Consider the following 4,749-nt stretch of genomic DNA (forward strand, 5'->3'; position numbering starts at 1 on the left):
CCCGGTGGAGACGCCTCCGCGGCGGGTGGTGATGATCCGGCGTACGCGCCCGGGGCCGTGGGTGGCCACGCCGGTCAGTGCCGCATGAAGGGGGGGACGTCGATGTCGTCGTCCTCGTCCCGGCGGCGCGATCCCTGGGTACCGGCGCCGGCCTGAGCCGACTCACGGCGCTCCTCGCGACGCCCGCCGTCGAGAGGGGTCGATCCGAGCCCGGAGGCACCGCCGGTGTCGCCGGAGGCGCCGGGGACCTCGTCGTCGTCGAGGTGGTGGCGGCCGCGCCGCGACTGACCCGCACCGGAGGACTGCCGGGAGCCGCCCTCGAACCCGGCGGCGATGACGGTCACCCGCACCTCGTCGCCGAGCGAGTCGTCGACGACGGTGCCGAAGATGATGTTGGCGTCGGGGTGCGCCTCCTCCTGGACGAGGGTCGCGGCCTCGTTGATCTCGAACAGGCCCAGGTCGCTGCCGCCGGCGATCGACATGAGTACGCCCTTGGCGCCCTCCATCGTGGTCTCCAGGAGCGGCGAGTTGATGGCGGCCTCCGCGGCCTTGTACGCCCGACCCTCGCCCCGCGAGGAGCCGATCCCCATGAGCGCGCTGCCGGCCCCGGACATGACGCCCTTGACGTCGGCGAAGTCGACGTTGATCACGCCGGGGGTGGTGATGAGGTCGGTGATCCCCTGGACGCCGTTGAGGAGGACCTCGTCGGCGGTCTTGAAGGCCTCCATCATGGACACGCCGGCGTCCCCGAGCTGGAGGAGGCGGTCGTTGGGGATCACGATCAGGGTGTCGCAGGCCTCGCGCAGGCCCTCGATCCCCGCCTCGGCCTGTCCCCCGCGACGCTTGCCCTCGAAGGAGAACGGGCGGGTCACGACGCCGACGGTGAGCGCGCCGAGCTTACGCGCGATGGCCGCGACGACCGGCGCGCCACCGGTGCCGGTACCGCCGCCCTCCCCGGCCGTGACGAAGACCATGTCCGCGCCCTTGAGGACCTCCTCGATCTCGTCCTTGTGGTCCTCCGCCGCCTTGCGCCCGACCTCCGGGTCGGCGCCGGCACCGAGGCCGCGGGTGAGTTCGCGACCGACGTCGAGCTTGACGTCGGCGTCGGACATGAGCAGAGCCTGCGCATCGGTGTTCACCGCGATGAACTCGACGCCCTTGAGGCCCTCGTCGATCATCCTGTTCACGGCGTTGACACCGCCGCCCCCGATTCCGACGACCTTGATGACTGCGAGGTAGTTGTGCGGTGAGCTCATCGAGGCCCGGCCTTCCTTTGGGGGTGTCGTGCTCGGTTGCATGCTGTCTCGACGAAAGACTCTCGCCTAACCCTCACCCTCTACTTGAGGGTTAAAGTTGCTGGTCAGAGGCGGTTTCCGCCGTCGGATCACACGGTAGGGGCACCGGCCCCGCACGTCCACGAGGCTCGCGGGCGTGTCGGTCTACCGTGAGGCCGGCAACGCCGGATTGGAGACGTTCCAGACCTGCCCGGGTTGCTCGAGGACCATCTGCAGGGCGACCGCCTTCTCGTGGTCGCGACCCGCGGCCCCCCACTCCACGGTGCGCCCGTCGACGAGGGTGAGGACGATCGACGCCGGACTCTCCACCTCGACGGACGCGATCTCCTGCCCCGCGGTCCCCCGGACCTCGGCGAAGACCGTCGACAGGTCCCGGACGATCCCGGGCAGGTCGGAGCGTGCGCCGTCCCCCACGGTGAGCTCGGGGGTTCCGGGAGGCGGGTCCCCCTGCCCGAAGTCGATGCCCTGCCCGTCCACCAGGTGCCGGGCGCCGTCGACCTCGACCACGACCAGGGCGGTGCGCTCGATCAGCTCGATCCGCAGGTTCGACGGGTAGTCCCGCGTGACCGTGACCTGGTCCACCCTCGGGATCCCCGCCACGCGGCGCGCCACCGCGTGGGTGTCCACCTGGAGCAGCGGGGTCCCGGGGGACACCGCCGCGCGCTCGGTCACCGCCTCCACGGGAATGGTCCGGGTCCCGACGACCCGGACCTCCCGGACGGAGAACACCGGCAGGAAGTACAGCGCGATGTATCCCACCAGGAGGACGACCAGCGCCACACCGAGCCCCACATAGATGCGGTTGGTGCGGCGACGTCGCCTGCGCAGCGTGGCCCGCACCGCGGGGTCGGAGTGACGCACCCGCTCGTCCGAGCTACGGACGGCCGCCGCGGCGAGTCTCCGGTCCGGGTCGTCCGAGGCCGCCTGGTCCAGCGGATCCGCCGGGTCCGTCGGGTGGTCGCGTGGCTCGTCGGTCACCGCTGAGCCCCCTTCACGGCGTGGGCCTCGTCATGACCCCGTCCCGCTCCCCGCGGGCCCGGCGACGATCCTCGGGCCGAGCGTGGTGATGTCTCCGGCCCCGAGCGTGAAGACCACGTCGTCCGGCCGGATGATCCCGAGCACCGTGGACAGGGCGGTGTCGAGGTCGTGGACGTGGTGGGCCGGCGAGCTCACGTGGCGGGCGACGAGGCCGCCGTCGACGCCCTCCTCGGGTTGCTCGCGCGCGCCGTACACGTCGAGCACCACCACCTCGTCGGCCAGGGACAACGCCCGCCCGAACTCCTCGGCGAAGATGCGGGTGCGGGAGTAGAGGTGGGGCTGGAAGACCGCGATCAGGCGGCCACCGTCCGAGGCGACGATCTCCCGCCCGGCGCTCAGGACCGCCCTGACCTCGGTCGGATGGTGCGCGTAGTCGTCGAACACCCGCACCGGTCCACCCTGGACGGCGACCGTGCCCTTGGGTTCGAACCGACGCCCCACTCCCCCGAATCCGGACAGACCGGACAGGACGTCGTCGACGTCGATCCCGGCGTCCCCGGCGACCTCCCGGGCGGCCAGGAGAGCGGCGAGCGCGTTGAGCGCCATGTGTCGGCCCGGGGTCCCCACGTGGAGTTCGCCACGAGACCGCCCGTCCAGCGTGAGCGCGGCCCGGGTCCCGCCCGAGTCGACCTCGATCCCCGCGAGTTCACCCACCACCGGCAGGTCGGTCGCGGGGCCGGCCGTGGTGCGGTACCCCACCACCCGCACCCCCACGGACGCCGCCCGGCGCGCGCGCTCGGCCGCTCCCGCGTCGTCCAGGCAGACCACCAGGACGCCGGTGTCCGGGATCCGGGCGAGGAAGGTGTCGAAGACCTCGAAGTACGCCTCGGCGGTGCCGAAGTGGTCGAGATGGTCGGGCTCGGCGTTGGTCAGGATCACCACGTCGGGCTCGTAGTGCACCAGTGAGCCGTCGGACTCGTCGGCCTCGGCCACGAACACCGGGTCGGCCCCGCCGTGGGCGTTGGTGCCGTACTGCAGGACGGTGCCCCCCACCGCGAAGGACGGGTCCGCACCGGCGGCGAGCATGCCGGCGATCAGCATCGACGTCGTGGAGGTCTTCCCGTGCGTGCCGCACACCATGATCGAGCGACCGGCACGGGCGAGGTGACCCAGGACCCGGGAGCGGGTGACCACGGGTATCCCGGCGGCCCGGGCCGCGACCAGCTCGGGGTTGTCCGCGGGGATCGCGGCCTTGGAGACCACCACGATCTGCGGCGGGGCGTCGAGCGCGTCCAGCGCCGATGCGTCGTGGCCGACCCGGACCACCGCGCCGCGCGCCTCCAGCGCCCGGAGGTCCGCCGAATCCCTGGCGTCGCTTCCCGAGACCGCCACACCGTGGTCGAGCAGGATCCGCGCGACGGCGGACATGCCCGCGCCCCCGATGCCGATCATGTGGACCCGGGTCAGGGTGGCGGGAACGGACCCCGCCGTGACGTCGTCCCCGGTGGGTCGGGCTTGCGGTGTGGTGCTCTCGGTCAACGCCGGGCCTTCCCGGCGGCGTCGAGCGCGATGCGCGCCACGACCTCCGCCGCATCTCGTGAGCCACCGCTGACGGCGGCCGCGGACATGGTGTCCAGACGCTCCCGGTCCAGTGCGAGTGGCAGGACGGTGGACCGCAGGTGGTCCGGGGTGAGCGCGGCGTCCTCGACGAGCAACGCCGCCCCACCCGCGACCAGGTCGCGGGCGTTGAGGGCCTGCTCCCCGTTGCCGTGTGGGAGCGGGACGAACACGGCGGGGAGCCCCACCGCGGACACCTCGGCCACCGTGATCGCACCGGACCGGCACAGGATCAGGTCGGCGGCCGCGTACGCCAGGTCCATCCGGTCCAGATACGGCACCGTCACGTAGGCGGGGCCGTCCCCGACCACGGTCGGTGCGTCACCGAGGTTCTTGGGTCCCACTGCGTGGAGCACCCCGACCCCGGAGTCGGAGAACTCCTGTGCCACCGCGGCCATCGAGGCGTTGAGGGACCGCGCCCCCTGGGATCCGCCCACGACCAGCACGGTCGGCGCGTCGGGGTCCAGTCCGAAGGCCGCCCGGGCCTCCGCTCGGAGGGCACGCCGGTCGAGACCGGCCACCGCCCGCCTCACCGGATTTCCCACGACCCGGGCGTCGAGCCCGGAACCGCTCACCGCGGCGAGGGTGGCGACCGCGAACCGGGCGCCGAGCTTGTTGGCGATCCCCGCGCGGGCGTTGGCCTCGTGGACGACGATCGGGACGCGCCCCCTGGTGAGCGCTGCCGCCAGGTACACGGGGACACACGCGTACCCGCCGAAGCCCACCACGACGTCGGCCTCCGTCCGGCGCAGCACGTCGCGGGCGCCCCGCACAGCGCGGACCAACCGGGTGGGCAGGCGGAACAGGTCCCCGCCCACACTGCGGGGCAGCGGCACGGGGTCGACCAGCTCGAGCGGGA

Annotated in this window: 4 protein-coding genes; all 4 read right to left on the reverse strand. The window is 72.9% G+C overall.

The features are described 5' to 3' along the window. Positions 1–74: 74 nt before the first annotated feature. Positions 75–1,256, reverse strand: coding sequence for a cell division protein FtsZ (gene ftsZ, locus G6031_RS17245; protein WP_107756220.1), 1,182 nt, complete (start codon positions 1,254–1,256; stop codon positions 75–77). Positions 1,257–1,439: 183 nt separating this feature from the next. Then, positions 1,440–2,273, reverse strand: coding sequence for an FtsQ-type POTRA domain-containing protein (locus G6031_RS17250; RefSeq protein ID WP_182653930.1), 834 nt, complete (start codon positions 2,271–2,273; stop codon positions 1,440–1,442). Between the two features lie 30 nt (positions 2,274–2,303). After that, positions 2,304–3,725, reverse strand: a complete 1,422-nt coding sequence (murC, locus tag G6031_RS17255) for a UDP-N-acetylmuramate--L-alanine ligase (protein WP_347238523.1) — start codon at positions 3,723–3,725, stop codon at positions 2,304–2,306. Between the two features lie 83 nt (positions 3,726–3,808). Next, the coding region (locus G6031_RS17260) for a UDP-N-acetylglucosamine--N-acetylmuramyl-(pentapeptide) pyrophosphoryl-undecaprenol N-acetylglucosamine transferase (RefSeq protein ID WP_182653932.1) at positions 3,809–4,749 on the reverse strand (941 nt) is incomplete at its 5' end.

The organism is Dietzia sp. CQ4 (genome assembly GCF_014145125.1).
In the GTDB taxonomy this organism is placed as follows: Bacteria; Actinomycetota; Actinomycetes; order Mycobacteriales; family Mycobacteriaceae; genus Dietzia; species Dietzia natronolimnaea.